Origin of the sequence: Simplicispira metamorpha (assembly GCF_004341365.1) — a bacterium.
Taxonomy (GTDB): Bacteria; Pseudomonadota; Gammaproteobacteria; order Burkholderiales; family Burkholderiaceae_C; genus Simplicispira; species Simplicispira metamorpha.
On the sequence record NZ_SLXH01000012.1, the window covers coordinates 67,058 to 93,326 of the forward strand.

24 protein-coding genes and 1 tRNA gene are annotated in these 26,269 nt (G+C 64.6%); 12 read left to right on the forward strand and 13 right to left on the reverse strand.

The features are described from left to right. Positions 1–38: 38 nt before the first annotated feature. From EV674_RS08250 to EV674_RS08260, 3 genes are all read left to right on the forward strand, one after another. On the forward strand, positions 39–572 hold the full coding sequence (locus EV674_RS08250) for a hypothetical protein (protein ID WP_119013070.1): 534 nt from the start codon (positions 39–41) through the stop codon (positions 570–572). 228 nt (positions 573–800) lie between these two features. Continuing rightward, positions 801–1,922, forward strand: coding sequence for a 3-deoxy-7-phosphoheptulonate synthase (locus tag EV674_RS08255; RefSeq protein ID WP_119013071.1), 1,122 nt, complete (start codon positions 801–803; stop codon positions 1,920–1,922). 95 nt (positions 1,923–2,017) lie between these two features. Beyond that, positions 2,018–2,329 (forward strand): hypothetical protein, encoded by a 312-nt coding sequence (locus EV674_RS08260; RefSeq protein ID WP_119013072.1) that lies wholly within the window; start codon positions 2,018–2,020, stop codon positions 2,327–2,329. Positions 2,330–2,441: 112 nt separating this feature from the next. Here the strand turns inward: EV674_RS08260 and mpl are convergent, their stop codons facing one another. Then, a complete protein-coding gene (mpl, locus tag EV674_RS08265) occupies positions 2,442–3,875 on the reverse strand; it encodes a UDP-N-acetylmuramate:L-alanyl-gamma-D-glutamyl-meso-diaminopimelate ligase (protein WP_119013073.1) in 1,434 nt (477 codons plus the stop codon). Between the two features lie 179 nt (positions 3,876–4,054). On the opposite strand from mpl, the gene EV674_RS08270 reads away from it, so the two are divergent. The 7 genes from EV674_RS08270 to EV674_RS08300 all read left to right on the forward strand — a co-directional run bounded on the left by EV674_RS08270 (position 4,055) and on the right by EV674_RS08300 (position 10,873). Beyond that, entirely contained in the window at positions 4,055–4,642 is a 588-nt protein-coding gene (locus EV674_RS08270; protein WP_119013074.1) for a hypothetical protein, read from the forward strand. Beyond that, a complete protein-coding gene (locus tag EV674_RS08275; protein ID WP_119013075.1) occupies positions 4,639–5,256 on the forward strand; it encodes a TlpA family protein disulfide reductase in 618 nt (205 codons plus the stop codon). Before EV674_RS08270 ends, EV674_RS08275 begins: the two co-directional genes overlap by 4 nt. A gap of 148 nt (positions 5,257–5,404) precedes the next feature. Further along, positions 5,405–5,857, forward strand: a complete 453-nt coding sequence (accB, locus tag EV674_RS08280) for an acetyl-CoA carboxylase biotin carboxyl carrier protein (RefSeq protein WP_119013076.1) — start codon at positions 5,405–5,407, stop codon at positions 5,855–5,857. Positions 5,858–5,934: 77 nt separating this feature from the next. Continuing rightward, entirely contained in the window at positions 5,935–7,290 is a 1,356-nt protein-coding gene (gene accC, locus EV674_RS08285; RefSeq protein ID WP_119013077.1) for an acetyl-CoA carboxylase biotin carboxylase subunit, read from the forward strand. 90 nt (positions 7,291–7,380) lie between these two features. Continuing rightward, a complete protein-coding gene (prmA, locus tag EV674_RS08290) occupies positions 7,381–8,283 on the forward strand; it encodes a 50S ribosomal protein L11 methyltransferase (protein WP_119013078.1) in 903 nt (300 codons plus the stop codon). 58 nt (positions 8,284–8,341) lie between these two features. After that, on the forward strand, positions 8,342–9,940 hold the full coding sequence (locus EV674_RS08295; protein WP_119013079.1) for a DUF3426 domain-containing protein: 1,599 nt from the start codon (positions 8,342–8,344) through the stop codon (positions 9,938–9,940). Positions 9,941–9,970: 30 nt separating this feature from the next. Continuing rightward, complete coding sequence (locus EV674_RS08300) at positions 9,971–10,873, forward strand: carbohydrate kinase family protein (RefSeq protein WP_119013080.1); 903 nt, start codon at positions 9,971–9,973, stop codon at positions 10,871–10,873. A 73-nt stretch (positions 10,874–10,946) separates the two neighbouring features. Here EV674_RS08300 and EV674_RS08305 read toward each other — a convergent pair whose 3' ends face one another. From EV674_RS08305 to EV674_RS08340, 8 genes are all read right to left on the reverse strand, one after another. After that, positions 10,947–11,633 (reverse strand): histone, encoded by a 687-nt coding sequence (locus tag EV674_RS08305; protein ID WP_119013102.1) that lies wholly within the window; start codon positions 11,631–11,633, stop codon positions 10,947–10,949. Positions 11,634–11,818: 185 nt separating this feature from the next. Next, a complete protein-coding gene (locus tag EV674_RS08310) occupies positions 11,819–13,018 on the reverse strand; it encodes a ribonucleotide-diphosphate reductase subunit beta (protein ID WP_119013081.1) in 1,200 nt (399 codons plus the stop codon). Positions 13,019–13,145: 127 nt separating this feature from the next. Further along, complete coding sequence (locus EV674_RS08315; protein ID WP_119013082.1) at positions 13,146–16,082, reverse strand: ribonucleoside-diphosphate reductase subunit alpha; 2,937 nt, start codon at positions 16,080–16,082, stop codon at positions 13,146–13,148. A gap of 240 nt (positions 16,083–16,322) precedes the next feature. Next, a complete protein-coding gene (gene ampD, locus EV674_RS08320; RefSeq protein ID WP_119013083.1) occupies positions 16,323–16,955 on the reverse strand; it encodes a 1,6-anhydro-N-acetylmuramyl-L-alanine amidase AmpD in 633 nt (210 codons plus the stop codon). Further along, positions 16,915–18,411 (reverse strand): sigma-54-dependent transcriptional regulator, encoded by a 1,497-nt coding sequence (locus EV674_RS08325; RefSeq protein ID WP_119013084.1) that lies wholly within the window; start codon positions 18,409–18,411, stop codon positions 16,915–16,917. The genes ampD and EV674_RS08325 overlap by 41 nt, the downstream gene beginning before the upstream one ends. A gap of 14 nt (positions 18,412–18,425) precedes the next feature. Beyond that, on the reverse strand, positions 18,426–20,144 hold the full coding sequence (locus tag EV674_RS08330) for a sensor histidine kinase (RefSeq protein WP_119013085.1): 1,719 nt from the start codon (positions 20,142–20,144) through the stop codon (positions 18,426–18,428). Beyond that, entirely contained in the window at positions 20,134–20,376 is a 243-nt protein-coding gene (locus tag EV674_RS08335; RefSeq protein WP_119013086.1) for a PP0621 family protein, read from the reverse strand. The genes EV674_RS08330 and EV674_RS08335 overlap by 11 nt, the downstream gene beginning before the upstream one ends. After that, positions 20,373–21,170: a cytochrome C assembly family protein gene (locus tag EV674_RS08340; protein WP_119013087.1), complete on the reverse strand. Its 798-nt coding sequence runs from the start codon at positions 21,168–21,170 to the stop codon at positions 20,373–20,375. Before EV674_RS08340 ends, EV674_RS08335 begins: the two co-directional genes overlap by 4 nt. A 91-nt stretch (positions 21,171–21,261) precedes the next feature. On the opposite strand from EV674_RS08340, the gene ffh reads away from it, so the two are divergent. Then, positions 21,262–22,638: a signal recognition particle protein gene (ffh, locus tag EV674_RS08345; protein WP_119013103.1), complete on the forward strand. Its 1,377-nt coding sequence runs from the start codon at positions 21,262–21,264 to the stop codon at positions 22,636–22,638. A 200-nt stretch (positions 22,639–22,838) separates the two neighbouring features. Next, the gene (locus tag EV674_RS08350) at positions 22,839–23,201 is read left to right on the forward strand and encodes a PepSY domain-containing protein (protein ID WP_119013088.1); all 363 of its coding nucleotides are present in this window, start codon (positions 22,839–22,841) and stop codon (positions 23,199–23,201) included. A 141-nt stretch (positions 23,202–23,342) separates the two neighbouring features. Here EV674_RS08350 and miaB read toward each other — a convergent pair whose 3' ends face one another. The 4 genes from miaB to EV674_RS08370 all read right to left on the reverse strand — a co-directional run bounded on the left by miaB (position 23,343) and on the right by EV674_RS08370 (position 26,251). Beyond that, positions 23,343–24,677 carry a tRNA (N6-isopentenyl adenosine(37)-C2)-methylthiotransferase MiaB gene (gene miaB, locus EV674_RS08355; protein WP_119013089.1) on the reverse strand — a complete coding sequence of 445 codons (1,335 nt, stop codon included), beginning with the start codon at positions 24,675–24,677 and terminating at the stop codon, positions 23,343–23,345. Between the two features lie 156 nt (positions 24,678–24,833). Further along, positions 24,834–25,298, reverse strand: coding sequence for a hypothetical protein (locus tag EV674_RS08360; RefSeq protein ID WP_165887080.1), 465 nt, complete (start codon positions 25,296–25,298; stop codon positions 24,834–24,836). 70 nt (positions 25,299–25,368) lie between these two features. Further along, positions 25,369–25,445, reverse strand: a tRNA-Met gene (locus EV674_RS08365). Between the two features lie 26 nt (positions 25,446–25,471). Next, positions 25,472–26,251, reverse strand: a complete 780-nt coding sequence (locus tag EV674_RS08370; protein ID WP_119013105.1) for an enoyl-CoA hydratase — start codon at positions 26,249–26,251, stop codon at positions 25,472–25,474. Between the last annotated feature and the right edge of the window lie 18 nt (positions 26,252–26,269).

Sequence of the window (26,269 nt, forward strand, 5' to 3'; positions counted from 1 at the left end):
CCCGGGGTACAGCGCTTTACCTGTCCAAAGGTCTGCACATGCTGGCCCCGCTCTCCAGCGTCATGCAAACGGCCCAGTCGTTTGCTGACATCAGCTGTTTTTTGCGCCAGGGTGTGGCCGATGAGGAGTCGCGTGAACTGCGCGACAGCATCGGTGCACTGGCGCTGCACATTGATGCTGCCGTGCGCGCCCGGCGCCGACGCAGCCACGCCGAAGCCATTGCCCGCAGCGCCGACGCCCTGGCCTTGGGCGTGCTGGAGCACCAATTGTTTCTCTCACGCATGGGCACGGGCTGGAAGCTGCTGTACGAGTTTGGTGCCTACTACCGGGCGCTGCGCGAGCTGGCCGCTGCGGCCACGCGCTGGCAGCAGGCCTTGGAGCAGCGCAGCGCCTTGGAAGGCGCCAACTTTGACCAAGTCGAGTTGCTGGCCTGGCGCACCCTGGGCGAGGGGCTGCTGCTCGTCGATATGTACCGCCAGGGCGTGCGCGACCTGAACGAGCTGCCCGAGGCGTCCCCCGGCTTGGGGTCAATCTGGCGCCGCGCGCGCAGTTGGTTGCGCCGGTTGCGCTGATACCACGGCCCAGGCGCCGCCATGTTGCAGTGCGGCAGACTGTGCTACATTGACCGCCATGTCACAGCACAGCGCTTTTTATTTTTGGTTTTACTTCTCTGTCCCTGGCGGATGAGAGGCCACAGCGCGCAAGCACCTGAACCCTTCCCAGACACCGCCGATGCTGCAAAGCCCGGCGGTTTTTTTGTTTTCAGCCCTGTTTTTTTATCCATCGAGAGGACGACAACCATGACTGCCCCTGCCACCCCCGCCAGCGATACCTGGTATCACAACGTCGATAAAACCAGCCAGACCGACGACGAACGTATCAAGGACATCACCGTGTTGCCTCCTCCCGAACACCTGATCCGCTTCTTCCCCATCCGGGGCACAGCGGTTGAAGCGCTGATCACGCAAACGCGCACCAGCATCCACAACATCATGGCTGGCACGGACGACCGCCTGCTCGTGGTCATCGGGCCGTGCTCCATCCACGACCCGGCCGCTGCCCTGGACTACGCCCGCCGCCTGCAAGCCGTGCGCGCCCAGTACGCCGACACGCTGGAGATCGTGATGCGCGTGTACTTCGAAAAACCCCGCACCACCGTGGGCTGGAAGGGCCTGATCAACGACCCCTACCTCGATGAGAGCTACCGCATCGACGAAGGCCTGCGCATCGCACGCCAGCTGCTGATCGACATCAACCGCCTGGGCGTGCCTGCGGGCAGCGAATTCTTGGACGTGATCTCGCCCCAGTACATTGGCGACCTCATCAGCTGGGGCGCCATCGGCGCGCGCACCACCGAGAGCCAGGTTCACCGCGAACTGGCCTCGGGCCTGTCGGCGCCCATTGGCTTCAAGAATGGCACCGATGGCAACATCCGCATCGCCACCGATGCCATCCAGTCGGCCAGCCGGGGCCACCACTTCCTGTCGGTACACAAAAACGGCCAGGTGGCCATTGTCGATACGGCGGGCAACCCCGACTGCCACGTCATCCTGCGCGGTGGCAAGGCGCCCAATTACGATGCGGCCAGCGTCGCTGCCGCCTGCAAAGACCTGGAAGCAGCCAAGCTGCCCGCCACGCTGATGGTCGATTGCAGCCACGCCAACAGCAGCAAGCAGCACGAAAAGCAAAAAGACGTGGCCCGCGATATTGCCGGGCAGATTGCGGGCGGCTCGCGCAGCGTGTTCGGCCTGATGATCGAGAGCCATCTGTGTGCTGGTGCGCAGAAGTTCACGCCCGGCAAAGACCAGCCCTCTGCCCTGGAATACGGCAAAAGCATCACCGACGCCTGCCTGGGCTGGGATGACTCGCTGTCCACCCTGGAAGGGCTGGCCGCTGCGGTCAAGGCCCGCCGTGCGTTGTAAAAAAACCGCAGCGCCGGTGTAAGCTCACGCCAGCAGTTTCCTGCGCCGGGGCGGCGGAGACACCGCCCCTTTATTTCCACGAAAAAGGCCCATCCATGCACAGAGAAGTCACGGTCACCCTCGCCCTGAACGAAGAATTCCGTTTTGATCTTGAACACGCCCAGCCCATGGCCAACGAGGACGCGCGCCGGTGGTTGGATGACGAGTTCACCCGCCTGGAGTGCGAACCCCTGCGCGCCAGCGGCAAGGTGCTTCTGGCCGACAAGGTGTTGACCGTGGCAGCTGCCGCAGCGCGGCCTTTGCTGTCGGACCCCGACTGGTTGGCGCAGTTTGCGCGCGCCACGCACGCGGTGCTGGCCAAGCCCATCGTGCGCATTGATGTGCCGTCCATGACCATCAGTTATTGAACCAAATCGGCCTCTTGCGCCCGTCTGGCGGGCGCAAGCAGCTATGTATTCAATAGCAAAGCCCCGGCGCCTCTGGCGCGCGGGGCTTTTTGCTGGGCGTTGGCGCGATCGGTTATGGCTGCGCTTTGGCGGCCAGCGCTTGCAGCAGCAGGCTGTGGATGCCGCCAAAGGCGCCGTTGCTCATGCAGACGATGTGGTCGCCCGGCTGCGCGGCCTGGGTGATTTGCGCCACCAGCTGCGCGATGTCGGGGGCGGTCTGGGCGCGCTGGCCCGGCCCCACGCCCAGCGGTGCCAGGGCGGCGCTGGCGTCCCAGTCCAGCCCGGCGGTGTGGCAAAAGGCCAGGTCGGCGGCCTCCAGCGCCCAGGGCAGCTGCGCTTTCATCGTGCCGATTTTCATGGTGTTGCTGCGCGGCTCGAAGGCGGCCAGGATGCGGTGCTGGCTGCCGATGCTGCGGCGCAGCCCGTCCAGCGTGGTGCGCATGGCCGTGGGGTGGTGGGCAAAGTCGTCGTACACCGTGATGCCATGCACCGTGCCGCGCAACTCCATGCGCCGGCGCACGTTTTGAAAACTGGCCAGTGCGGCCACGGCATCGGCGGGCGCCACGCCCACATGCGCGGCGGCGGCAATCGCGGCCAGGGCGTTGAGCTGGTTGTGGACGCCGCTGAGCGCCCATTCCAGGCGGGCCACGCGCTGGCCGCGGTTCAGCACATCGAATGCGCCGGGCTCACCGTCGGCGCCAAAATCGCTCACGGCGGCGCCAAAGCTGCACACGCTGCTCCAGCAGCCGCTGTGCAGCACCCGCGCCAGGCTTTCTTCCAGCCCATTGAATACCACCTGCCCCGAGGGTGGCACGGTGCGCACCAGGTGGTGAAATTGTCGCTCGATAGCAGCCAGATCATCAAAAATGTCGGCGTGATCGAACTCCAGGTTGTTCAGAATGGCCGTGCGCGGGCGGTAATGCACGAACTTGCTGCGTTTGTCGAAAAAAGCGGTGTCGTACTCATCGGCCTCAATCACAAAGAGCGGCGCGCTGGCCACCGGGCCGGTGCCAGGGCGGGGCCGCACGCTGGCGCCCAGCCGGGCCGAGACGCCAAAGTTCAGCGGCACCCCGCCCACCAGAAAGCCCGGCTGCAAACCCGCGCACTCCAGAATCCACGCCAGCATCGAGGTGGTGGTGGTTTTGCCATGCGTGCCCGCCACGGCCAGCACATGGCGGCCTTGCAGTACATGCTCGGCCAGCCACTGCGGGCCGCTGGTGTAGGGCAGACCGGCGTCCAGGATGGCTTCCATCAGCGGAAACTTCGGGCTGCCGTCCTGCAAGCGCGCGCGGCTGACCACGTTGCCGATGACGAACATGTCCGGTTGCAGGGCCAGCTGGTCGGCGCCAAAACCCTCAATCAGGTCGATGCCCAGTGCGCGCAACTGGTCGCTCATGGGGGGGTAAACGCCCGCGTCGCAGCCAGTGACGCGGTGCCCGGCCTCACGTGCCAAAGCGGCCAGGCCGCCCATGAAAGTGCCACAAATGCCCAAGATGTGTATATGCATGGCCGCGATTCTACGGTGCAAGCCAAATCGGCCTCCAGCGCTTTGGCAGTGGGCGTGAGCAGCTATCAAAAGTGAAGTGTTGCAGGGGCCCGCTGTGGGGTTGTTGCGGGCATGGCCGGTGTCTGCGCAGTGGCCGAGGCGACAATGCCGCACCACCCGCCACCTTGCTGAGAAGTCCCATGTCCCTTGCCGCTGAAATTGCCGACACCGCTGCCCGCCTGGTGGTGGAAGACGGGCTGGAATACGGCCCGGCCAAGCGGCATGCGCTACAGCAACTGGGGCTGCCTGCCCGTACCCCCTTGCCTGACAACGACCAGCTTGAAGCTGCCGTGGCCGAGTACATCGCCCTGTTCTGTGCCGACACCCAGCCCGCCGAACTGCGCGCCCTGCGCCGCGTGGCGCTGACGTGGATGGAGCGGATGGCCGATTTCCGCCCGCACCTGGCTGGGGCGGTGTGGCATGGCACGGCCACGCGGCTGTCGGATATTTACCTGCAATTGTTTTGTGATGACCCCAAATCGGCAGAAATATTGCTGATTGACCGCCAGGTCAGCTACGACCCGAGTACGGTGCAGGGTTTTCACGGCCAGCCGGTAGAGGCCTTGACGCTGGGCCAGGCTGCGCCCGAGCTGGGCACGGTGGTGGGCGTGCACCTGCTGATCTACGATCTGGACGATTTGCGCGGTGCCCTGCGCCCGGACGCGCGCGGGCGTACGCCGCGCGGTGATACAGCGGCGGTGCGCCGCCTGCTGGAGTCGGCCGCATGACCCGGCCACCTGCTGCGCCGGTCGGCCCCGAGGACCATGCGAACCACCCGGCCAGCGGCGCTGCCGCTGGTGAACGTGCTGGCGCCGTGCCGCCACGCCGCCGCTGGCTGTACGGTGCTGCCGCCGCGGTGGTGGCGGCCGGTGGCGCCGGGTGGGCTGCGCTGGCCTGGCGCCAAGGGCAGACCAGTGCGGCGGCGGTGCCTGCCGGGCTGTGGCAGCAGTCGTTTCCCACGCCCGAAGGGGGTGTACTGGATTTGCAGGCTTTGCGCGGTCAGCCCCTGGTGCTGAATTTCTGGGCCACCTGGTGTCCGCCGTGTGTGGCTGAGTTGCCCTTGTTGAGCAGCTTTTCTCGTGAAAACGCCGCCAACGGCTGGCAAGTGCTGGGTATTGCGGTGGATCAGGCCGCTGCGGTGCGCACCTTTCTGGATCGGGTGCCGGTGGCTTTTCCGGTGGCGCTGGCACCGCAAGGGGGCATTGCCCTGTCGCGCTCCTTGGGGAATCTGGCCGGTGGGCTGCCGTTTACCGTGGTCTTCGGTGCCGATGGGCAGGTGCGCCACCGTAAAATGGGCCAGATCACCCCCCAGAACTTGCAGGACTGGATGGCCCTGCGCTGATGCGTTGCCATCCCCATGGTTCGCCATCTGGCCATTGCCATCGTTTGGTAGATGGGGCGGTTTAATGAAAAATGCATGGCAAAGACTGTAGTAGGCCGAAATTGGAGTAAATTCGCGCCCTGTTCAGCTTTTAGCCGTTGGAGCTTCCATGGATTTGCGAAAACTCAAAACCCTGATTGACCTTGTTTCCGAGTCGAATGTGTCGGAGCTGGAAATCACCGAAGCCGAGGGCAAGGTGCGCATCGTCAAGAGCGGTGGCGCCGTGGTGCAGCAGTTTGTGGCCGCGCCCGTACAGGCTGCCGCCGCGCAGGCCCCGGTGGTGGTGCCCGTGGCCGAGTTGCCCGCGCCCGTGGCCGCAGCGCCTGCCGGACACACGGTCAAGTCGCCCATGGTGGGTACTTTTTACCGCGCCTCCAGCCCTGGCGCCAAACCGTTTGTCGAGGTGGGCAGCCAGGTCAAAGAAGGCGAGACCATCTGCATCATCGAGGCCATGAAGATCCTCAATGAAATTGAAGCCGACAAGACCGGCACCGTCACCCGCATCCTGGGTGAAAACGGTCAGGCCGTGGAATACGGCCAGCCGCTGTTTGTGATCGAGTGACCGCGCCGATGCCCCATTTCATTAGCAAATCGTCCTGGCGCGTGCCAGCGTGCGGGCGATGAGCCGCGAGGTAACCCATGTTTAAAAAGATCCTGGTCGCCAATCGCGGCGAAATCGCCCTGCGCATTCAGCGTGCCTGCCATGAGCTGGGCATCAAGGCGGTGATGGTGTATTCGGAGGCCGACCGCGACGCCAAGTACGTCAAGCTGGCCGAAGAAGCGGTGTGCATAGGCCCTGCGCCTTCGCCCCTGAGCTACCTGAACATGCCCGCCATCATTTCGGCCGCCGAAGTGACCGATGCCGAGGCCATCCACCCCGGCTACGGCTTTTTGTCCGAGAACGCCGATTTTGCCGAGCGTGTCGAGAAAAGCGGCTTCCAGTTCATTGGCCCCACGCCCGAGAACATCCGCATGATGGGCGACAAGGTGTCGGCCAAGCAGGCCATGATCCGTGCTGGCGTGCCCTGCGTGCCCGGCTCGGACGGCGAGCTGCCTGACGATCCGGTGCAGATTCGCCGCATTGCCAAGGCCGTGGGCTACCCGGTCATCATCAAGGCGGCCGGTGGCGGCGGCGGGCGCGGCATGCGCGTGGTACACACCGAGGCCGCGCTGGTCAACGCTGTGCAGATGACCAAGGCCGAGGCCGGTGCCGCGTTTGGCAATCCGGCGGTCTATATGGAAAAGTTCTTGCAGAACCCGCGCCATATCGAAATCCAGGTCATTGCCGACAAGCACCGCAACGCGGTCTATCTGGGTGAACGCGACTGCTCCATGCAACGGCGCCACCAGAAGGTGATCGAGGAAGCGCCCGCGCCCGGCATTGCGCGCCGACTGATCGACCGCATTGGCGACCGCTGCGTGGCCGCCTGCAAAAAGATGGGCTACCGCGGCGCGGGTACGTTCGAGTTCCTGTACGAAGACGGCGAGTTCTACTTCATCGAGATGAACACGCGCGTGCAGGTCGAGCACCCGGTGACCGAGTGGATCACCGGCGTGGACATCGTGCGCACGCAGATCATGGTGGCGGCGGGCGAGAAACTGCCATTCACGCAGCGCCAGATCAACGCGCAGCTGCGCGGCCACGCCATCGAGTGCCGCATCAACGCCGAAGACCCGTACAAGTTCATCCCTTCGCCGGGGCGCATCACCACCTGGCATGCGCCGGGCGGGCCGGGCGTGCGCGTGGATTCGCACGTTTACACCAACTACTACGTGCCGCCGAACTACGACTCGATGATTGGCAAAATCATCGTCCATGGCGACACGCGCGAACAGGCGCTGGCGCGCATGCGCACGGCCTTGTCCGAGACGGTGATCGAGGGCATCAACACCAACATCGCGCTGCACCGCGAGCTGATGGTGGACGCCAAGTTCATGGACGGTGGCACCAACATCCACTATCTGGAAGAGTGGCTGTCGCAGCGCCAGCGTTGATCGCGGTCTGACACCTGCCAACTGCGGGCCCACACCGAACCTGGTGCGCGGGCCCGCTTTTTGTTTTTGCTGTGCGAAAGGCACCCAACCATGTACGAATTGAGCCTGATGAGCCCGCAAGACCGGGTGGAGCCCGTGAGCGATGCGCTGGACGCGCTGGACGCGCTGAGCGTGTCGGTGGAAGACGCCGACGCCCAGACCGATGCCGAACAGGCACTGTTTGGCGAGCCCGGCATGCCCCCGCCCCAAGAGGGCTGGCAGCGCAGCCGCGTGGTGGCACTGTTCGAGACGGAAGCCGCCGCCAAAGAAGCGGCCGATTTGCTGCAAGCCCAGGATTTTTTTGAGGGCTGCAAGCTGTTATCGCTCGCCCCGGTGGTGGAGCAAGACTGGGTGCGCCTGACGCAGTCGCAGTTTGCGCCAGTAGAAATCACGCCGGAGTTCTGGATCGTGCCCACCTGGCACGAGCCGCCCGCCCAGGCCCGGCGCGTGATCCGCCTTGATCCCGGGCTGGCGTTTGGCACCGGCACCCACCCCACCACCCGCATGTGCCTGCGCTGGATTGCCCGCCAGGCGGCCACGTCGCCGGACGCCGCAGCGGCCTTGGGCCGGGTGCTGGACTACGGCTGTGGCTCGGGCATTCTGGCCATTGCCGCTGCCAAACATGACGCCACCGAGATTGACGCCGTGGATATTGATCCGGCGGCTGTGGAGTCCACCGTGCGCAATGCGCAGGCCAACAACGCCGCGCTGCACGCCGCCTTGCCCGATGCCGCCCAAGGGCTGTACCAGACGGTGCTGGCCAACATCCTGGCCTCGCCCTTGCAGGTGCTGGCGCCCTTGCTGTGCGCGCATGTGGCGCCTGGTGGCCATTTGGTGCTGGCAGGTATTTTGGAGCGCCAGGCGGAGCTGCTGCAGCAGGCCTACGCGCCCTGGCTGCAACTGCGTGTGGCCGATCAGGAAGATGGCTGGATTCTCATGACTGCACAGCGCTGAGGCCGCGTCCCCCCCCCCGCCACCGTAGCGCCAAGCCCCTGCCTACAATCCCCCACCGATGAGCCAGACCACCCGCTGCCCGTCTTGCACGACGATATTCAAGGTCGTCCCAGACCAACTCCGTATTTCGGACGGCTGGGTGCGCTGTGGGCAATGCGAGCAGATTTTTGACGCTGCCGAGCACTTGCAACCTGTGCCGCAGCCCCCGCTGCTACCGGACATGGCGTTCGACAGCCTGCGTTCACCCGTGGCGCTGGTGCCCCGCACCCCTGAGGTTCCCCAGACCTGGGGTGCTGCGGCGCCCATGCAGCCTCAGCCACCAGTGCCCGCACCTGTGCCTGCGGCGGTGCTTCAGGTGCCCGAGGTGGTTATTCCTGCCTTTTTGGCTGTGTCGCCATCCCCGGCGCCTGTGGCCCCCGCTTTGTATGGGGCGGCGCCACTGCCATCCGACGAGGCGTGTGACGCCACAGTAGTGCCTGCGCCGCTGTCCGCAGTGCCAGTGCCGACCCCGGTGCCGGATGCGCCACCAGACAGCACACCAGAGCCATCCGTGGAGCCTGCGCCGCTGCCGCCCGTGCCGGTGGTGGTGCCGGATGTGCCAGGTGTCGATGTGGCCATCGCCGCCCTGGAGGTGCCTGTTGCCCCCGAGGTTCCTGTGGTTGCCGATACCCCGGCGATCGGTGTGGTCGAGGCCATAGATTTCCCTCCTGCGCCCGTGTCCGTGCAGGCAGAGACACCCGAGCAAGCACCTGCCGAGCTGCCAGGTTACGAATTGCCCAGTGCAGCCCCGCCAGAGTTGAGTCTGGAGTGGCTGGAATTTCCCGAGCCTGAGCAGGCGCCAGAACCTGAGCCTGACCCCGCACCAGACCTGGAACTGGGTCTGAAACTCGACCTGGAGCCTGAGCCTGCGCCCCGCTCGGAACCCGATCTAGAACCAGGGCCACACCCGGGTGCAGTGCGCGAGACCACCGACACCGACCTGCCTGACGCTGCGGCCCTGACCCCCTTGTTGCCAGGGCAAGCGTTGGCAGCGCATCGCATCGCCCGGCCCAAAGCCGCGCGCGAGAGCGTGCCAGCCGCCGATACGGCCTCGGCTGCAACTGCCTCTGGTGCCCCTGCACCGCAGGCCGCGCAGGGCGAGGATGAACCTTCTTTCGTTCGTGCCGCCCGCCGCAAAGCCTTTTGGCGCAAACCCGCCGTGCGGGGTGCTTTGGCATTGGTGGGTGTCCTGCTGTGCTGCACCTGGGCTTTGCAAATGGTGGTGCACCAGCGCCACTACATTGCCGCAGCGCAGCCCCAGTGGCGCCCGTTGTTGCAGGCGCTGTGCGCACCGCTGGAGTGCGTGGTGGGGCCGCACCGCGACATGGCTGCCGTGGTGGTCGAGAGCTCCTCGTTCAACCGGGTGCAGGGCGATGTGTACCAGTTCGCTGTCACGCTCAAGAGCCGCGCCGATGTGCCCCTGGAGGCGCCGGCGGTAGAGCTGACCCTGACCGATGTGAGCGATCAGCCTGTCTTGCGCCGCGTGTTCTTGCCGCAGGACTTTCGCGCCCCCGACCAATTGCCCGCCCAGGGTGAATGGAGCGCCTCGTTGCTGGCCCGGCTTGCCCTGGGAAACACCACCGTGGCGGGCTACCGGGTGCTGGCTTTTTACCCCTGAAACGGCCTTTGGCCAGAATAAACTTTTGACATGGCAGTCCTGATTTGCGGTTCCTTGGCGTTTGACACCATCATGAATTTCGAGGGCCGCTTTGCCGAGCAGATACTGCCCGACCAGCTCCACATCCTGAACGTGTCTTTTCTGGTGCCTTCCCTGCGCCGGGACTTTGGCGGCTGTGCGGGCAACATCGCCTACGCGCTGCAACTGCTCGGTGGCACGCCCTTGCCCATGGCCACGGTGGGCAACGATGGCGCCGAGTATGTGCAGCGCCTGCAGTCCCAAGGCATCAGCACGCGCCACATCACCCAGGTGCCTGACACCTACACGGCGCAGGCCATGATCATGACCGACCGTGACAACAACCAGATCACGGCCTTCCACCCCGGCGCCATGGTGCAGGCCCATGTCAACCACGTCGAGGCTGCGCCGGGCGTGGCGCTGGGCATCATTGCCCCCGATGGTCGCGATGCCATGTTGCAGCATGCCGCCGAGTTCAAGGCCGCCGGTATCCCCTTCGTTTTTGATCCAGGCCAGGGCCTGCCCATGTTCTCGGGCGAGGAACTTGCCGCGTTTGTCGAGCAGGCCAGCTGGGTCACCGTCAACGACTACGAGGGCAAGATGCTGTGCGAGCGCACTGGCTGGAGCCTGGCAGACATTTCGCGCAAAGTGCGCGGCCTGGTGGTCACGCTGGGCGCTGAAGGCTGCGACGTCTGGGAGGCCGGTGTGGTCACGCGGGTGGCCCCTTGCACCCCGGCCCAGGTGGTGGATCCCACCGGCTGCGGTGATGCCTGGCGCGGCGCTTTGTTGTTGGGGCTGGAGCGCGGCTGGCCGCTGGTGCGCTGCGCGCAATTGGGCAACCGCATGGGCGCACTCAAGATCGCGCAGCGTGGGCCGCAAAACTACGTGCTGGACTTTGTGCCAGACGTGGATTGACGCGGCCAGCACCCGCAGCACCATAAAAAAGCCCGGCACATTGGCCGGGCTTTTTTGATGGCGCAGTGCCCGTTCAGGGCTTGGTGCCTGTAGGGAAGGGCCAGGCCGCTTTGGGGTTCAGCGTGGTTTGCGCGACGGGGGCCGTGGCTTTCACGGCTTTCTTGGCTGCCGGGGCTTTGGCTGGGGCGCTTTTGGGGGCAGCCGCTGGGCTGGCCTTGGGGGCACTGGCTTTGGGTTCAGCCTTCGCAGGCGCGGCCTTTTTTTCTACCGCAGTGGCAACCTTGGCCGTGGCCTTTTTCGGGGCTGCAGCGGCTTTCTTGGCCACTACGGCTGCTTCTTTGGCAGGCGCTGTCTTGGCAGGAGCTGCTTTGGGGGCGGGCGCTGCCTTGGGGGCTGCAGCCACGGCCTTTTTGGCGGGCGCAGCCTTTTTAGCGGTGACTGCCTTGGTGGCGGGGGCTGCTTTTTTGGCCGCTACAGCGGGAGCCGCAGGCGTGATGTCCGCAGCGACAGTGGCCACCTTGGGGGCTGCTGCCTTCTTGGCAGGTGCCGCTTTTTTGGCAACCGTGGCTTTCACAGGCGCTGCCTTTTTGGCAGGCGCCGCAGCTTTCTCAGGCGCCGCAGCCTTGGCTGGGGCGGGGGCTTTGGCGGCACTCACTACCTTGGCCGCAGCCTCTGTCTTTGTCGGCGCGGCTTTTTTTGCCGCAGCGGGTTTTTTCAGGGGCTCGGCCTTGGGGGCGGCCGGTTTTTTTGCAGTTGCCATCATGTTCTCCTTGGGTCGATGAGCACAGAGCACTCCTGGCCTTCTGTGGGCCCGGAGAGTTTCATGGGGTTGGAAAACAATCCATCTCCATGAACGAGGAAACGCCTCGCAGCGCTGCCACAAAGCGTGCAGCGGTTGCGAAGCGGGGGGTAAAAAGCCATGGTCGGGGTGCCAATGTGCGCGCGTCAATCCCAGGACAGGGCACCGCCCGACTGGTATTCGATGACGCGGGTTTCAAAGAAGTTGCGCTCCTTTTTGAGGTCGATCATTTCGCTCATCCAGGGAAATGGGTTTTCCTCGTTCGGGAACAGCGTTTCCAGACCGATTTGCGTGGCGCGGCGGTTGGCGATGTAGCGCAGGTAGCCTTTGAACATGGAGGCGTTCATGCCCAGCACGCCGCGCGGCATGGTGTCTTCGGCGTATTTGTATTCCAGCTCCACCGCTTTCATGAACAGCGCCTGGATTTCTTCTTTGAACGCGGGCGTCCAGAGGTGCGGATTCTCCAGTTTGAGCTGGTTGATCAGGTCGATGCCGAAGTTGCAGTGCATGGACTCGTCGCGCAGGATGTACTGGTACTGCTCGGCGGCGCCGGTCATTTTGTTCTGGCGGCCCAGCGCCAGAATTTGCGTAAAGCCCACGTAGAAGAAAAGCCCTTCCATCAGGCAGGCAAACACGATCAGGCTTTTGAGCAGCGTTTGATCGGCCTCGGGCGTGCCGGTTTTGAAGGCCGGATCCATGATCGCCTCGATGAAGGGGATCAGGAACTCGTCCTTGTCACGGATGGACTGCACCTCGTTGTAGGCGTTGAAAATCTCGCTCTCGTCCAGCCCCAATGATTCGACGATGTACTGGTAGGCGTGGGTGTGGATGGCCTCTTCAAACGCCTGGCGCAACAAAAACTGGCGGCACTCGGGGGCCGTGATGTGGCGGTAGGTGCCCAGCACGATGTTGTTGGCCGCCAGCGAATCGGCTGTGACAAAGAAGCCCAGATTGCGTTTGATGATGCGCCGCTCATCGTCGGTCAGGCCGTTGGGGTCTTTCCAGAGCGCGATGTCGCGCGTCATGTTCACTTCCTGCGGCATCCAGTGGTTGGCGCAGGTGGCCAGGTACTTTTCCCAGGCCCATTTGTATTTGAAGGGCACCAGCTGGTTCACATCGGTCTGGCCGTTGATGATGCGCTTGTCGGCTGCATTCACCCGGTGGTGCTGATTCGCTCCTGAATTGATAGCTGGTTGCGCGCTCTGGTTGGGCGCTGGAGCCCTGTTTGACGATAAATCGGATGCGGTGTAAAGCGGGCTCGCCTGTGCCTGCAGGCGGGTGTGGTGCAGACCGCTGTCCAGTGAATTTGGCGATGGGGGAGTGACTTCTTCGTCCCAGGTCAGCATAAATATTCCAGTGCTCAGATTATGAGAGCAGCGCATGCAAATGAAAAGCGCCCAAGCGCCGCGCTGCCATGATTTTTTGTGGTGTGGGCGGTGCGCCGCCGGGGGATGGCGGCGCACACGAGCGTGGTTACTGGCAGGCTTCGCAGGTCGGGTCGTCGATGGCGCAGAACTGGATGTCGGTGGCTGGCAGCGCGGCGCTGGCCGGTGCGTCCATGGCGGCTTTTTCTGTAGCACTTTCGGGCGCACGCGCGGGGCTGGTGCCTGCATTGCCGCCCGACGACACGGCATTGAGCTGGCGCGTGTGTACGGTGCTCATTTCGACGTGGGTGGCGCTTTGCGTGCGCAGGTAGTAGGTGGTTTTGAGGCCGCGCAGCCAGGCCAGTTTGTAGGTGTCGTCGAGTTTTTTGCCCGATGCACCGGCCATGTAGATGTTCAGGCTTTGCGCCTGGTCGATCCACTTCTGGCGGCGCGAGGCGGCCTCGACCAGCCACTGCGGCGCTACTTCAAAAGCCGTCGAATACAGCGCCTTGATGTCTGGCGGCACGCGGTCGATCGGGTGCAGCGAGCCCTTGAAGTGCTTCAGATCCATCACCATCACGTCATCCCACAGGCCCAGGCGCTTGAGGTCGCGCACCAGACGCTGGTTGATCACGGTGAACTCGCCCGACAGGTTGGACTTGACCGACAGGTTGCCAAAGCACGGTTCAATGGACGCATCCACCCCGACGATGTTGGAGATGGTGGCTGTGGGGGCAATCGCCACGCAGTTGGAGTTGCGCATGCCGTCCCGGGCGATTTTTTGGCGCAGGGCATCCCAGTCCAGGGTGCTGGAGCGGTCTACTTCGACGTGGCCGCCGCGCGCCTGTGCCAGCATGTCCAGGGTGTCCAGGGGCAACACCCCTTGGCTCCACAGCGAGCCTTGGTAGCTGGAGTAGCGCCCGCGCTCGGCGGCCAGCTCGGTGCTGGCCCAGTAGGCGTGGTAGCAAATGGCTTCCATGCTGCGGTCGGCAAACTCCACCGCTTCGGGCGATGCGTAGGGAATGCGCAGCTCGTACAGCGCATCCTGAAACCCCATCAGCCCCAGGCCCACGGGCCGATGGCGCAGGTTGGAGTCGCGCGCCTTTTTGACGGCGTAGTAGTTGATGTCGATGACGTTATCGAGCATGCGCATGGCCGTGGTGATGGTCTTGCGTAGCTTGACCAGATCCAGCGTGGGTTGGCCATCGGCGCCGGTGGTGAGGTGGCGCGGCAAGTTGATGGAGCCGAGGTTGCACACCGCCGTTTCGGTGTCGCTGGTGTTCAGGGTGATTTCGGTGCAGAGGTTGGACGAATGCACCACGCCCGCATGCTGCTGCGGCGAGCGCACGTTGCAGGCGTCCTTGAACGTGACCCAAGGGTGGCCGGTCTCGAACAGCATGGTCAGCATCTTGCGCCACAGGTCGGTGGCCTGCACCGTGCGCGTGTGGGTGATTTCGCCGCGCGCCACCTTGGCTTCGTACGCCACGTAAGCAGCCTCGAAAGCGCTGCCGAACAGGTCATGCAGGTCGGGCACATCCGAGGGTGAGAACAGCGTCCAGTGGCCTTTTTCCAGCACGCGGCGCATGAACAGGTCGGGAATCCAGTTGGCCGTGTTCATGTCGTGGGTGCGGCGGCGGTCGTCGCCGGTGTTTTTGCGCAGCTCCAGAAATTCTTCAATATCGAGGTGCCACGTTTCCAGGTAAGTGCAGACGGCGCCCTTGCGTTTTCCACCCTGGTTCACCGCTACCGCTGTATCGTTGACCACCTTCAGGAACGGCACCACGCCTTGCGATTCACCGTTGGTGCCTTTGATGTGGCTGCCCAGGGCGCGCACGCGTGTCCAGTCGTTGCCCAGGCCACCGGCAAACTTGCTCAGCAGGGCGTTTTCTTTGATGGATTCGTAGATGCCGTCCAGCTCGTCAGGCACGGTGGTCAGGTAGCAGCTCGACAACTGCGAGCGCAACGTGCCGCTGTTGAACAGGGTGGGTGTGCTGCTCATGAAGTCGAAGCTCGACAGCACTTCGTAAAACTCGATGGCGCGTGCTTCGCGGTCGATTTCATTGAGCGACAAACCCATGGCTACGCGCATGAAAAACGCTTGCGGCAGCTCAATGCGGCTTTTGCGCACGTGCATGAAGTAGCGGTCATAGAGCGTTTGCAGGCCGAGGTAGTCAAATTGCAGATCGCGCTCGGCTTTCAGGGCACTGGCCAGGCGGGGCAGGTCAAATTGCAGCAGCCGCTCGTCCAGTAGCTGGTGGTCTACGCCTTTCTTGATGAAGCCCGGAAAGTAATCCACATAGCTTTGCGCCATCTCCGAGGGGGCCACTTCGCGCCCCAGCACTTCGCGGGCGATGGTGTGCAGCAGCAGCCGTGCGGTGGCGTAGGTGTAGTCGGGGTCTTTTTCGATCAGGGTGCGCGCGGCCAGGATGGAGGCTTTGTGTACCTCGTCGATCGGCACGCCGTCGTAGAGGTTGCGCAGCGTCTCTTGCACGATGGGTTCGGCATGGACGTCGGCACCCAGGCCCGCACAGGCAGACTCGATCAGACCGCGCAGTTGCGCCATGTCCAGCGGCACACGATCGTTGCCATAGAGCACGTGCAGCGTGTGGGTTTGCGGCGCCTGTTGCTCTGCCTGGCGCGCGCGCTCTTGGGCCCGGCGTTCGCGGTAGAGCACGTAGGCACGGGCGATTTCGTGGTGGTCGCTGCGCATCAGGCCCAGTTCGACCTGGTCTTGCACGTCTTCAATGTGGAAGGTGCCGCCGCCGGGGCGTGAACGCACCAAGGCCCGCACGACGTTGTGTGTCAGGACGTCCACCACTTCGCGCACGCTGGCCGATGCCGCGCCTTGCGTGCCCCGCACAGCCAGAAACGCTTTCATCATGGCCACGGCAATCTTCTGCGGCTCAAACGGCACGACGGCGCCGTTGCGCCGGATGATCTGGTAGTGGGCCAGACTGGCATCCGTAGCTTGTGGCGCCTGTGGTGCACTGGCGATGGCAGGGCTGCCAGCGGCAGGCGTAGAAGGGGTGTTCAAGACAGCTTGCATGGTTTTTGGGGGGGTAGAAGGCAGGGATTGGCTATAAGGCAGTAAATGACAAATTTCACTACCTATAGTGTTTGAATTTTTTTTAAACACTACCGGTAGTGTAGTCGCAACTGCTGGCCTCTGCGTCTCGAACGGGTATTGCACTGCGCCGATGTGCCTGTCCATGGCGCAGCCCAGCCACCCGGCGTGGGACGGCTGCGGTGCTACAGGGGAGGCGGGCGTGGGCGTATGCCCGGGCACTCAGGGGTGTTGGGTGGGGGTGTGCGTGGCTGTAGGAAAGCAGGCTGCATCCCAGGGCAGCAGGCGTTGCAGGTGCTGCCAGTCAAACCCCGCGCCGGGGTCGTGTTTGCGGCCGGGTGCGATGTGCTCATGACCGGCGATGTGGGCAATTGGGTAGCGCGCTGCCAGATCGTTGCACAGCCGCGCCAGGGCGGCGTACTGCGCGGGCTCAAAGCACTCGCCCTCCAGCCCTTCCAGCTCTATGCCGATGGAGTCGTCGTTGCACTGCTGGCGGCCCCGGTAGCTGGAGGCACCGGCATGCCAGGCGCGCTGGTCGCAATCGACGAATTGCCAGAGCGCGCCATCCCGGCGGATGAAAAAATGGGCCGACACCTCCAGGCCGCGAATGCCTTGGTAGTAGGGGTGTGCATCCCAGTCCAGCGTGTTCGTGAACAGGGCAGGCACACCGGGCCCACCGTATTGGCCCGGCGGCAGGCTGATGGAATGCACCACGATCAGATCGACCTGGGCGTGCGCGGGCCGCGGGCCGTAGTTGGGCGATGGCTGGTGTGTGGCAGCCGCATGCCAGCCTGCGTGCCACACCGCAGGGGTGTCAGGGGGCATCGTCTTGGTCTGCGCAGGGTTCGGGGTCATGGGGAGCGACGATGTTCAGGCGGGCAATGCGGTAGCGGATTTGGCGCAGGCTGATGCCCAGGCGCGCTGCCGTGGCCGTGCGGTTGAACCCCATGGCGTGCAGTGCGCGCACCAGGATGTCGCGCTCTTGCTGATCCAGCCAGGCTTGCAGGTCGTCGGGCAGATCGGCATCGGCGGGCAGCGTGGGGGATGGTGCCGGTACGGGGGGGGGCGTGTGCGGTGGTGGCGCTGTGCCAGGCGTGCCGGGAATGCCATCAAGGTGCAGCTTGTCGCCATCGCTGAGGGCCACGGCGCGGTGCAGCAGGTTCTCCAGCTCGCGCACGTTGCCCGTCAGCGGGTGGCTGGCGATGGCGCTGAGCGCCGCAGGCGTCAAGGCGGGCGGGGTGATGCCAGATTCGCTGGCTATGCGTGCCAGCAGGGCCTGGCACAGCGCTGGCAGGTCTTCGCGGCGCTCGCGCAGGGGTGGGATGACGATTTCGATGACGTTCAGGCGGTAGTACAGGTCTTGCCGAAAGCGCCCTGCTTGCACATCGGCTGCCAGGTCGCGGTGGGTGGCGCTGACGATGCGCACATCCACCGTTTCTTCCTGTGTGGAGCCCAGGGGACGTACGCTGCGCTCCTGGATGGCGCGCAACAGCTTGGACTGCATGGCCAGTGGCAGATCACCGATTTCGTCCAGGAACAACGTGCCGCCCTGGGCCGCCTGAAAGTAGCCCAGCCGGTCTTGCGTGGCGCCGGTGTAAGAGCCTTTGCGGGCGCCAAAGAACTCGGCCTCCAGCAGGTTTTCAGGGATGGCGCCGCAGTTCACGGCCACCAGCGGGCCGCTGGCGCGCTGGCTGCTGGCATGCAGGGCCTGGGCCACCAGCTCTTTGCCCGTGCCCGATTCGCCATGCACCAGCACCGGCGCCATGCCCCGGGCCACTTTGAGTACCCGTTGTTTGACGTTGCGCATGGCCTCGGAATCGCCCACCAGGCGTTCCAGGGCGGTGTTGGCGGTGCCGGTCTCTGCCAGGGGAGCTGGCGCGGCACTGGCGCTGCGCATGTCTGGTGCGCGTGGGCTGCTGCGCGGTGGCGGCACGCCACCGCTGCCCTGCACGGCGGACGCCACCACCAACCGGAACTGCTTCAGATCGACCGGCTTGGTCAGGTAATCGAAGGCGCCGCAGCGCAGCGCCTCGACAGCGTTTTCGGCGGAGCCGTAGGCCGTCATGACCACGCAGCGTTCGCGCCGCTGCTGGTCGCGCAGGTCTTGCAGCAGTTCCATGCCAAAGCCGTCGGGCAGGCGCATGTCGCTGATCACCACGTCAAAGCGCAGGGTTTGCAGTTGCTGGCGGGCCTCTTGCAAGGTGGCCGCGGTTTCCACGCGGTAGCCCTCGCGCAGCAAGGTCAGCTCGTAGAGGGTGCGCAGGTCGGGCTCATCGTCAACAACCAGGATGGAGGCGGCAGGGGCATTCATGGCAAGGTGGCTCGTTAAACGACGATGGTGTCGAACAGGGAGGCGGAGCCCTTCAGGCGCCCCGCTTTGCGAAAGCCCACGGTAAAGGCATTGCCGCCGGTGGGGCCGCGTCCGGTGGTGCGGTCCAGGCGCTGGTAGCTGATGGAGGCGCCATGGCGCTCGCACAACTCGCGGCAGATGTACAGGCCCAGCCCGCTGGAGCGGCTTTCGGACGAAAAGAAAGGCTCGAACAGGTGCTTTTGCACCGATTGGTCCATGGGCGTGCCATCGCTCCAGACTTGCAAGCTGACCTGGCCCGAGGCGCTGACCTGGGTGTGCAGTTGCAGCGCATCGGGAGCGTCGCTCTTGTAGCGCAGGGCATTGTCCAGCAGGTTGACCAGCACGCGGCGCAGGTGTTCGGCATCGAACTCCACGGGCGCGTTGTCGGCTTGCAGCGCCACCAGCGCCTGGCGCCGTGCCGGGTCGTGGCTTTGCCAGTCGTGCCAGATGTGTGCCACCGTTTCGTCCAGTGCCAGTGTGCTGGCAGGGGCATGGCTGATCTGGTGCTGCACACGGGCAATGTCCAGAATGTCTTCGGCAATGCGGGCCAGGCGCTCGGCGTTTTGCCGCACCATCTGTGCCAGGCGCTTTTGTGCGGGGTCGTGCAGGTCTTCGTCCAGCAGCGCATTGGCCTGGGTGATGGCGGCCAGTGGGTTGCGGATTTCATGGGCCACGGCGGCGGACATGCGGCCCATGGCGGCGAGTTTTTCGGTGCGCAGCCGCGCCTCCAGGGCGCGCAGATCGTGCAGGAACATCACGCACAGGCGTTCGCTGGACACATCTGTCCCCGCCTGGCGCGTGGGCGTGAGCCAGGCACGCACATGCAGTCCCACCGGGCTTTGACCGGGCGAGAGCAGGGTGACATCAGCCACCTGTGCGGCATCTTGCTGGAAGGTGCGGTGCGCCAAGGCACGCAGGGGGTGCCAGGCCGCAGTTTGCTCCAACGAAAACGGCGGCAGCAAAGCCGCAGTGTCGCCCAGCAACTCCCGCGCGGCCGGGTTGGCCATGCGCACGGTGTTGTCCTCGTCCACCACCAGCACGCCATCGGTCAGGTTCTGTATGACCAGCGCACTGACCTGGCGCTGCACCAGCGCTGCACGGCGGTTGTGCAGGGCTACTTGCCGTTCGCGCACCAGCCGGATCGAGAGCTGGTGCACCAAAAAGGCCACGATGAAATAGCCCGTTCCGGTGAGCGCTGCTTGCAGGTAGCGCTGCGAGGCATCGCCGCCTGTGGTTTCGCCCAGCCACCAGGCCCAGGCCAGCAGCAGCAGCGTGGCGCAGGCGGTGGTGCCCAGGGCCAGGGTGAGGGTGCCGAGCACGGCGGCCATCAGAATGGGCAGGCCGAGCAAGGCCGTGAAATTCATGCCCCCGGTGTGTAGCCATTGCAGCACGCACACCGCAGCCAGGTCCACACCGATCGAGGGCAGCCACTGCGGCCCTGCCTGCGGTTCAGGCGGTGCATGGCGCCCCAGAATGCGCACGGCCAGCGTGGCCGCCAGATAGGCCGCTGACACCGCCAGCGGCCAGGGATCGGCGTTCTGGTTGATCAGTTGCCCCAGCGCTTGCAGCAGCAGCAGGGCCAGTGCCACCATCACGCGCCCCGTCAAAAAACCATGCCACAGCCGCAGAAACGGTGTCTCCTCCAGGTTGGGCGAGAACGGGGGGCGGGTGTCTGGGGCGGTGTTAGCCGGCATGGGGGGGCCGGTGCTCGGTGCAGCAATAGTGGTTGGCGCCGTGTGCCAGTGCTTCAGTGCGGGGCACATGCAGGCCGCAGTGCGCGCAGGCCACCATATCCTGCGGTGCCGCCAGGGGGCGCGTGGCCCCTTGGCGGGCCGCATCCGTGTGGCTGCGCATTTGCGCGCGGCGCTGGCTGCGCCACCAGCCATAGGCCAGCACCAGAACCACCAGCAATACGAGGTATTTCATGCGCTGCGCCCCAGCACCACTTCCAGCACAAAGCGCGATCCCACATAGGCCAGCAGCAGCAGCGCCGCGCCCGCATACAGCAACCGCCCGGCGCTGCGGCCCCGCCAGCCAAACCGCGAGCGCCCCAGCAGCAGCGCCGCCAGCGTCAGCCACGACAGCACCGAGAACACCGCCTTGTGGTCCCAGCGCCAAGCGCGGCCATACAGCACTTCGGTGAACAGCATGCCCGCCAGCAGCGTGGCCGTGAGCAGCACAAACCCGGCGGTGATGAAGCGAAATGTCAGCCGCTCCAGCGTCAGCAGCGGCATACCGCTGTGCGTATCGACGGCCAGGCGAATGCGCCGCTCGGCCCGCGCCATCAGCAGGGCATGCACCACGGCGGCCGCCAGCAGGCCGTAACTGGCCACGCCCAGCGCCAGGTGCAAGGGCAGCCAGGCCGAAGCCGACACATGCAGCGGCTTGCCCGGAAACACCAGCGCCAGCAGCACCGCTGCCGCGCCCAGCGCGGCCAATGCCCAGCGCGCCTGCAATTGCGGAAACCACTGGCGCTCTACGGCGTACACCGTGAGCACCAGCCAGGCCGTGATCGACAGCGCCGGGGCAAAACCAAAGCGCGGCGTAGCGCCGAGCATGCCCCACGCCAACACCCCCGCATGCAGCACCCAGGCTGCCCACAGCGCGTTGCGCGCGCCCGCTGCCTGTAGCCGCGATGCGGCCAGCGCTGGCACGGCATAGGCCGCTGCGGCGGCCAGTCCAAGCAGCCAACTGAGCAGGGATGCACTGGGTAAAATCATGCTGCACAGTTTACCTTTCGCCCGCTGCACGCAGCCCTGGCCCACCACCCGCCGCCGCCTCTGGCCGCGGGGCTACCCGGAACACCGCTCTATGGCCTCCGCCCTTACCGACAAACTCTCGCGCCTCGTCAAGGAGATGCGTGGCCAGGCCCGCATCACCGAATCCAACGTGCAGGACATGCTGCGCGAAGTGCGCATGGCCCTGCTCGAAGCCGACGTGGCCCTGCCCGTGGTGCGCGACTTCATCGCCCGCGTGAAGGAAAAAGCCCTGGGCCAGGAGGTGCTGGGCAGCCTCAAGCCCGGACAGGCGCTGGTGGGCATCGTCAACCGCGAGCTGGCCGCCACCATGGGCGAGGGGGTGAGTGACATCAACCTGGCCGCCCAGCCACCCGCCGTCATCCTGATGGCCGGTCTGCAAGGCGCCGGCAAAACCACCACCACGGCCAAATTGGCCAAGCACCTGATCGAAAAGCGCAAGAAAAAGGTGCTCACGGTGTCGGGGGACGTGTACCGCCCCGCTGCCATCGAGCAGCTCAAAACCGTCACCAAACAGGCCGGTGCCGAGTGGTTCCCCAGCACACCCGATCAAAAGCCCCTGGACATTGCCCACGCCGCGCTCGATTACGCCAAAAAGCACCATTTCGATGTGCTGCTGGTCGATACCGCCGGGCGCCTGGCCATTGACGAGGCGTTGATGCTGGAAATCCAGCAGCTGCACGCCGCGCTGAACCCGGTCGAAACCCTGTTCGTGGTCGATGCCATGCAGGGCCAGGACGCCATCAACACCGCCAAAGCATTCAAAGAGGCGCTGCCGCTCACGGGCATCGTGCTGACCAAGCTCGACGGTGACTCGCGCGGCGGTGCGGCGCTGTCGGTGCGGCAAATCACCGGCGCGCCTATCAAGTTTGCGGGTGTGTCCGAAAAAATCGACGGCCTGGAAGTGTTTGACGCCGAGCGCCACGCCGGGCGCGTGCTGGGCATGGGCGACATCGTGGCGCTGGTCGAGCAGGTGGCTGCGGGCGTCGATATGGAGGCGGCGCAAAAGCTGGCCGCCAAGGTCAAAAGCGGCGATGGTTTCGACCTGAACGACTTTTTGGGCCAGTTGCAGCAGATGAAGCAAATGGGCGGGCTTTCCAGCCTGATGGACAAGTTGCCCACGCAGCTCACGGCCCAGGCCGGTGCCATGGACATGGACAAGGCCGAGCGCGAAATCAAGCGCAAGGAAGGCATCATTTGCAGCATGACGGCGCTGGAGCGGCGCAAGCCCGAACTCATCAAGGCCACGCGCAAAAAGCGCATTGCCAGCGGCGCGGGCGTGCAGGTGCAGGAGGTCAACCGCCTGCTCAAAGAGTTCGAGCAGATGCAGGCCATGATGAAAAAGATGAAGGGCGGCGGCCTGATGAAGATGATGAAAAAGCTCGGCGGCATGAAAGGCATGGGTGCGGGCATGCCCAAGATGCCGTTCTGATGGTTTGAGGCATTTTGTGCCTCTAGCCCTTATGTAGTGGGCGCTAGCAGCTATCAAAACAAAAGCAAAAACCGGCGAACAGCCGGTTTTTTCATTGGCGCTTGGTGGTCAGAATCAGCCGCCCAGGCGGGGGGGTTGGCACGGTGGCAGTGGCTGTTTTTTAAGCCTGCGTTCAGACGCCCAGCCTACAGTGGCGCGCCATGACGCATCTTTTTTTCACCCCTTTGTCCTTCTCCGGCCTGCGCGGCCTGGCGGGCGCGGCGCTGCTGTGCTGCGGCGCCCTCCTGGCTGCGGCGCCGGCCCAGGCCAGTTCCGCTACCGAGAAAGTGGTCTGCACCGATGCGCCGCGCGCGCAGTGGATCTCGGAGGCGCAGGCGCGCGAGCGCTTTCGCGCCCAAGACTACGTGCTGGTCAAGTACAAAGTCTCCAGCGGCAACTGCCACGAGTTTTATGCGGTCGATGCCCAGGGCACCGTGGTCGAGAGCTACTTGCACCCGATCACCGGCGAGACGGTGCGCAGCACCCGGATGCCGCCCCTGCCATCGGCGCCTGCGAAGCACTGAGGCTGTTGCAGGTGCTCTTTTTTCAGGAGCTGCTCGCGCGCACTGTGCAAGGCTTTGCGGTATAAAACACGTCGAAACCTTTGCCCCGTGCGCGCAAGCAGCTCACTTTTTTGATGCAGCTGTCTCAGTCTATGGCGCGCGTCAGTCCGCAGCGCGCGTCAGCACCTCGCCGCGCAGGGTGTAGGCCTTGGCTTCGGTGATGGTCACGTCCACCAGCTGGCCTACCAGGCGCGGCTGGCCGACAAAGTTGACCACGCGGTTGCACTCGGTGCGGCCCATCAGCTCGGTGGCGTCGCGCTTGGAGGCGCCTTCCACCAGAATGCGCTGCACTGTGCCCACGCGGCTTTCGCTGATCTGCTTGATGTTGCCGTTGATGACCGCTTGCAGCGTTTGCAGGCGGCGCAGCTTCACGTCGTAGGGCGTGTCGTCGGGCAGGTTGGCGGCGGGCGTGCCAGGGCGGGCGCTGAAGATGAAGCTGAAGCTGTTGTCAAAGTGGATGTCGTCGATCAGCTTCATCATCTTGGCAAAGTCTTCTTCGGTCTCGCCCGGAAAGCCCACGATGAAGTCTGAGCTCATGGCCAGGTCGGGGCGGATGGCGCGCAGCTTTTTCACCGTGCTTTTGTATTCCATGGCGGTGTAGCCGCGCTTCATGGCCATCAGGATGCGGTCGGAGCCGTGCTGCACCGGCAGGTGCAGGTGGCTGACCAGTTTGGGCAACTGGGCGTAGGCTTCAATCAGGCGCGGCGTGAATTCATTGGGGTGGCTGGTGGTGTAGCGGATGCGCTCAATGCCCGGAATCTCGGACACGTATTCCAGCAGCAGGGCAAAGTCGGCAATCTCTGCCGTGTCGCCCATCTTGCCCCGGTAGGCGTTGACGTTCTGGCCCAGCAGCGTGACTTCTTTCACGCCCTGGTCGGCCAGGCCGGCCACTTCGACCAGCACGTCGTCAAACGGGCGGCTGACCTCTTCGCCGCGCGTGTAGGGCACCACGCAGTAGCTGCAATATTTGGAGCAGCCTTCCATGATCGAGACAAAGGCGCTGGCCCCCTCGACGCGCGCGGGCGGCAGGTGGTCAAACTTTTCAATCTCGGGAAAGCTGATGTCCACCTGCGGGCGGGCCTTGGCCGCGCGTGCGTTGAGCAGCTCGGGCAGGCGGTGCAGCGTTTGCGGGCCAAACACCACATCCACGTAGGGCGCGCGCTTGATGATTTCCTCGCCCTCCTGGCTGGCCACGCAGCCGCCCACGCCGATGAGCACGCCTTTTTCTTTCAGGTGCTTGATGCGGCCCAGGTCAGAGAAGACTTTTTCTTGCGCTTTTTCGCGCACCGAGCAGGTGTTGAACAGGATCAGGTCGGCTTCATCCACGTTCTGCGTGGGCTCGTAGCCCTGGGCGGCGCCCAGCACGTCGGCCATCTTGTCCGAGTCGTACTCGTTCATCTGGCAGCCGAAGGTTTTGATAAAGACTTTTTTGGACATGGCGTAAGGGCAAAAACAACGGAAGAGGGGGCGCCGGTGTGGCGCAGGGTGCGCGGCGGGTGGCGTGGCTGGCAGCACCCGCCACTGCGGCGCTGGCGCACGCGGGGCCAAGGGGGTGGTGCGCCGCAGTGCGCCAGCGCGGGGGTGGGTGCGGTGTCAGCGCGCGGTGGCGTCTGATTCGAACTGGTAGTTGCGCTGCACGTCGGTGCTGCCGGGGCGCGGCTGGGCCACTTCGGCCTTGCTCAAGATCCAGGCGGTAATCAGCCAGCCGGTGCTTTTTTCGATCAGGTAATTCACCGTGAACGTTTGTCCCAGCACGTTGTGGCGCATCACCAGGGCGTTTTGCGGATTGAAGATGCGCAGGCCCGGTGCCATCTGGATGGCTTTGTCGTTGATATGCGCCTGGCCCGAGGCGTCGATGTGCAGCGTGCCACGCAGGGCCGCTTCAGGGAAGTTGCGCATGGCACCGGGGGCGGGCAATGCAGGCGCCTGGGCCTGGGCGAGCACAGGGCCGCTGGCCAGCGCGCCCACGGTGGTGGCCAGCAGCAGGGCCAGCAGGTGCAGCGTGTGGGTGGTGCGGTGGCGTGGCAGGGGTGCGTGGGAAGAGGTACAGCGTTGCATGGTGTGTATCCAGTGGCTGGGCCTGTGATGAAAAAACCCGCAGCGTTTGCACGGTGCGGGTTTTTGAGTTTGGTGGTGATAGGTGGATTTGAACCACCGACATCAGCATTATGAATGCTGCGCTCTAACCAACTGAGCTATATCACCGATAGCACGAGATTATAGTGCAATTTTTACTGGTGTGTGAAAACTGCTTTGCGTTTGTTGACGAAAGCGTCCATGCCTTCTTTTTGGTCGCTGGTGGCAAACAGCGAATGGAACAGGCGGCGCTCGAACATCACGCCGTCGGCCAGCGTGCCTTCAAAGGCGCGGTTGACCGATTCCTTGGCCGCCATCACGGCGATTTGCGAGAAGTCGCTGATTTGCAGGGCTGCGCCCAGGGTTTCTTCCATGAGCTTGTCCAGCGGCACCACGCGGCTGACCAGGCCCGAGCGCTCGGCTTCCTGGGCGTCCATCATGCGGCCCGTCAGGGCCAGGTCCATGGCCTTGGCCTTGCCCACGGCGCGGGGCAGGCGCTGCGTGCCACCGGCGCCGGGGATCACGCCCAGCTTGATTTCAGGCTGGCCGAACTTGGCGTTGTCGGCGGCGATGATGAAGTCGCACATCATGGCCAGCTCGCAGCCGCCGCCCAGCGCAAAGCCGCTCACGGCGGCGATCACGGGTTTGCGGATGGTGCGGATGGTTTCCCAGTTGCGGGTGATGAAGTCGCCCTTGTAGGCATCGGCAAAGCTGAACTTCGCCATGGCGGTGATGTCGGCGCCTGCGGCAAAGGCCTTTTCGCTGCCGGTGATGATGATGCAGCCGATTTTTTCGTCGGCATCAAAGGCCTTGAGCGCATCGCCCAGTTCGTCCATGAGCTGGCTGTTCAGGGCGTTGAGTTGCTTGGGGCGGTTGAGTGTGATGACGCCAACTTTGTCGGCTTCGGTGCGCACTTCAATAACTTCGTAGGCCAAGGTGATCTCCAGTGGTTG

Excerpts from the sequence above, each read along its gene's own strand:
- EV674_RS08250 (WP_119013070.1), top strand. The coding sequence starts at position 39 with ATGCTGGCCCCGCTCTCCAGCGTCATGCAAACGGCCCAGTCGTTTGCT.
- EV674_RS08255 (WP_119013071.1), top strand. The coding sequence starts at position 801 with ATGACTGCCCCTGCCACCCCCGCCAGCGATACCTGGTATCACAACGTC.
- EV674_RS08260 (WP_119013072.1), top strand. The coding sequence starts at position 2,018 with ATGCACAGAGAAGTCACGGTCACCCTCGCCCTGAACGAAGAATTCCGT.
- mpl (WP_119013073.1), bottom strand. The coding sequence starts at position 3,875 with ATGCATATACACATCTTGGGCATTTGTGGCACTTTCATGGGCGGCCTG.
- EV674_RS08270 (WP_119013074.1), top strand. The coding sequence starts at position 4,055 with ATGTCCCTTGCCGCTGAAATTGCCGACACCGCTGCCCGCCTGGTGGTG.
- EV674_RS08275 (WP_119013075.1), top strand. The coding sequence starts at position 4,639 with ATGACCCGGCCACCTGCTGCGCCGGTCGGCCCCGAGGACCATGCGAAC.
- accB (WP_119013076.1), top strand. The coding sequence starts at position 5,405 with ATGGATTTGCGAAAACTCAAAACCCTGATTGACCTTGTTTCCGAGTCG.
- accC (WP_119013077.1), top strand. The coding sequence starts at position 5,935 with ATGTTTAAAAAGATCCTGGTCGCCAATCGCGGCGAAATCGCCCTGCGC.
- prmA (WP_119013078.1), top strand. The coding sequence starts at position 7,381 with ATGTACGAATTGAGCCTGATGAGCCCGCAAGACCGGGTGGAGCCCGTG.
- EV674_RS08295 (WP_119013079.1), top strand. The coding sequence starts at position 8,342 with ATGAGCCAGACCACCCGCTGCCCGTCTTGCACGACGATATTCAAGGTC.
- EV674_RS08300 (WP_119013080.1), top strand. The coding sequence starts at position 9,971 with ATGGCAGTCCTGATTTGCGGTTCCTTGGCGTTTGACACCATCATGAAT.
- EV674_RS08305 (WP_119013102.1), bottom strand. The coding sequence starts at position 11,633 with ATGGCAACTGCAAAAAAACCGGCCGCCCCCAAGGCCGAGCCCCTGAAA.
- EV674_RS08310 (WP_119013081.1), bottom strand. The coding sequence starts at position 13,018 with ATGCTGACCTGGGACGAAGAAGTCACTCCCCCATCGCCAAATTCACTG.
- EV674_RS08315 (WP_119013082.1), bottom strand. The coding sequence starts at position 16,082 with ATGCAAGCTGTCTTGAACACCCCTTCTACGCCTGCCGCTGGCAGCCCT.
- ampD (WP_119013083.1), bottom strand. The coding sequence starts at position 16,955 with ATGACCCCGAACCCTGCGCAGACCAAGACGATGCCCCCTGACACCCCT.
- EV674_RS08325 (WP_119013084.1), bottom strand. The coding sequence starts at position 18,411 with ATGAATGCCCCTGCCGCCTCCATCCTGGTTGTTGACGATGAGCCCGAC.
- EV674_RS08330 (WP_119013085.1), bottom strand. The coding sequence starts at position 20,144 with ATGCCGGCTAACACCGCCCCAGACACCCGCCCCCCGTTCTCGCCCAAC.
- EV674_RS08335 (WP_119013086.1), bottom strand. The coding sequence starts at position 20,376 with ATGAAATACCTCGTATTGCTGGTGGTTCTGGTGCTGGCCTATGGCTGG.
- EV674_RS08340 (WP_119013087.1), bottom strand. The coding sequence starts at position 21,170 with ATGATTTTACCCAGTGCATCCCTGCTCAGTTGGCTGCTTGGACTGGCC.
- ffh (WP_119013103.1), top strand. The coding sequence starts at position 21,262 with ATGGCCTCCGCCCTTACCGACAAACTCTCGCGCCTCGTCAAGGAGATG.
- EV674_RS08350 (WP_119013088.1), top strand. The coding sequence starts at position 22,839 with ATGACGCATCTTTTTTTCACCCCTTTGTCCTTCTCCGGCCTGCGCGGC.
- miaB (WP_119013089.1), bottom strand. The coding sequence starts at position 24,677 with ATGTCCAAAAAAGTCTTTATCAAAACCTTCGGCTGCCAGATGAACGAG.
- EV674_RS08360 (WP_165887080.1), bottom strand. The coding sequence starts at position 25,298 with ATGCAACGCTGTACCTCTTCCCACGCACCCCTGCCACGCCACCGCACC.